Source organism: Nocardia asiatica NBRC 100129 (assembly GCF_000308415.1).
GTDB classification, from domain to species: domain Bacteria; phylum Actinomycetota; class Actinomycetes; order Mycobacteriales; family Mycobacteriaceae; genus Nocardia; species Nocardia asiatica.
In genome coordinates this window covers 1-2,770 of record NZ_BAFS01000369.1, presented here as the reverse complement: position 1 = coordinate 2,770, position 2,770 = coordinate 1, and the positions used below count along the sequence as shown (strand labels likewise).

Sequence of the window (2,770 nt, the reverse complement as noted above, 5' to 3'; positions counted from 1 at the left end):
GCGCGCTGCCCGCGCACGCGAGGCACGCGCCGCGTCGACCTCCGCGGCCACCGCGTCACGCCGAGCGGTCAACCGGGCTGCCTCGGCGTCCCGGATCGCCCGGCGTGACGGTTCGTCCGCCGGCGGCGGGCCATCCGGCCGATCGACGCCTCCGCTCCCGTCGAAGGCATCCAGATAGGCCGATTCCAGCGCGCTGCGCTGTGCGGCATCGACCAGATCGCGCACCGGTCCGCCGTGCGGGTCGTAACCGGCTTCGCGCATCTCGCGGTGGAATTCGGCTTGGCGGCCGAGCGCCTCGGCCTCCACGCGCACGCGTGCGGCGACGTGATCGGCCCGCGCCAGCCCGCGGATGCGGGCCGGGGTCACCTCCAGCCTGCCTTCGACCACCGCGCGCGCCAGCTCCGCGGCCCGCACGACCGCCGCCGCCTGCGCCAGCTGGTCGCGCCCACGGGTGCCGACGAACACTTCCATCGTCCGCCCGTCGAACCCATCCGGCTGCCCCGGGCCGTCGCCGGGCTCCTCGAACCGCACAGCGGCGCCCAGCTCGCGCAGCTGGGTGAGTGCCTGCCTGCCGATCTCGCTGCGCGCCAGCACTTCTCGCACTTCCGCCGCAGCCGCGTCGATCGGCCGATGCTGCCAACCGGCCGGTTGCCCCTCGGCCGGGCGCACGAGATCGAGCGAACCGGGCTCCGCGGCGGCGAGGACGGTGGGCTGGAAACCTGTGTCGTGGTGCGGTGCGTCCGCGTCCCCCGGCTGCTCGGGCTCGACCGGAATCGCGCTGCGGCCGACCACTCTCGCGCCTTCGTCGGCGACTCCGCCCGACTCGCCGCGGGAAATGAACCGCTCGAGCCGAAGCCGGTCGAGCAACCGGCCGAGCCGCCCGCGGTAGGCGCCGCGAGCGACCGCTTCGGTCAGCAGATCGTAGGCCACGCGCACGGGTTCGCTGACCCGCCCGCGGCCACGCTCCCGCACTTCGGCGAACGCCTCGGCCAGTGCCTCCGCCGGATCGAGCAATCCGGATCTGTCGAGGCTGTACCCGCTGAGATTGTCCTTCAGCCAAGCCAGGTAGCCCTCGGTGGTCGGCTCGCCCAGTCGCTTGGACAGGTAGTGGTTCAACAGCGTGGCGTCGAGTTTGCGCCGGGCGTAACCGCTACTCGTGAAGTCGAGGATGTGGCCGAACTCGTGTACTGCCATCGCGTGGACGGGCCTGCGCGCGGCGCCGGGATGCAACCACCCGGATGCGACGCCCTTGTCGACGTCCGTCCGGAATTCCGTCGCGCTCGCGGCGTAGTGCGCGTTGATCAGCAGGTCGTCGGCGAACACACGGCCGCGCTCGATCCTCTGCCCCGTCTCGGCGAAGACGCCGCGCGGCAGATCCCCGATGACGATCCGGCGCAGGTCCGCCCTCGGATACCGCTCGAACAGCTCGACCATCGCCCGGGCGTATTCCCGGAGCACCTCGCCATTGAGGCCGTCCCGGTCGAAACCCGAGACCTCGAACTCCGGATTGCCCGTGATCCGCCGCACTGTGGTCTGCAGCTTCTTTCCGATCTCCGCCGCGCCGAGTCGCGACCACTCGTCGTCGAACGGCGCGCCGAGCAGCCGCGCGTCACCCTCGACCGCCTCGATCAACCGGTCGTACAGCATCCGGACGGGCTCGGCCACATTGTCGCGACCGCTGGCCACCACCTGGACCAGGGCTTCGGCCAGCGCCTCCCACGAGTCGAGGCCCCCGGACAGCAGGCTGTAGCCGCTGAGGTCGACGCGCAACCACTCCAGGAAACCGTCCATCGTCCGGTTGTCCGGGTGGTTGTCCATGTAGTGCTGGAGCAGCGCGTCTTCGGCCCCGCGCCTGGCCGCGTTGTCACCCGCGTCCTCCAGCGCGTGCCCGAACTCGTGCACGGCGATCGAATACGCGGGCCGTCGCAGGACGGCCCGGGAGTACAGCCCGTCGTCGACCCGGTCGGTCATCGTCTGCCGCAAGTCCGCCGCGCTCGCGAGGTATTTCGCGGCCACCGTGATCGACTTGGTGTACGCGCGTCCGTTCTGGTACCCGGAGTTCGCCTCCGCGATCGCCTTGTCGGGCAGCTCCCCGATACCGATCCGGCGGATGTCGACCTGCCGGAACCGGCTGTGCATATCGACCATCGCCCGCGCGATCTCGCGCACCGCCTCCGGGTTCAGACCGTCGCGCTCGAAGCCGAACACCTCGAATTCGGGGTTGTCCGTCAGGCGGCGCAGGTCCTCGCGCAGCTTTTGCCCGACCTGCGCCGGACTCAGTCGCGACCACTCGTCACCGATCGGCGCGCCGAGCAGTGCGCGGTCGCGAGCGTCCGCCTCCGGCGTGGGGGGCGCCGCCGTCTCCTGATCCGACCGCTCCCCCGCCGCGGGCTCGGGGATCGCGTCCTCGGCGAGGAATCTGGTCGCCCGTGCGCCGGCCAACGTGCCCTGGATGAGCACCTGGGCGAACTGATCCGGCAGGTCGAGAATCGGCTTGAACTTCCACGACGCGCCCTCCGGCGGCAGCCCCGTGCGCCATTCCAGGATCACGCCGTCGCCGTTGGTGAAAGCCTCCGCCGCGGCGCGGGTGCGCGCCCAGGACGTGGTGTCGCTGTCGGCGGCACGCCGCTGACCGATGTGCTCTTCGGCGGACAGGTCCGCGGTTCCCCGGGGCACCGCGCGACCCGAGACCGCCTCGGTGTAGGACGGGTTGACCGATCCGTCGGCCAGCAAGCGGGGGACGCCGCGGTACAGCGGTGTCCCGCCCTCC

At 71.8% G+C, this 2,770-nt stretch carries 1 protein-coding gene; it reads right to left on the bottom strand.

Annotation, left to right across the window (positions count from 1 at the left end; translation table 11 throughout):
* Nucleotides 1-2,770 (bottom strand): hypothetical protein (locus ON27_RS29520; RefSeq protein WP_043734952.1); only part of this gene is annotated, 2,770 nt, incomplete at both ends.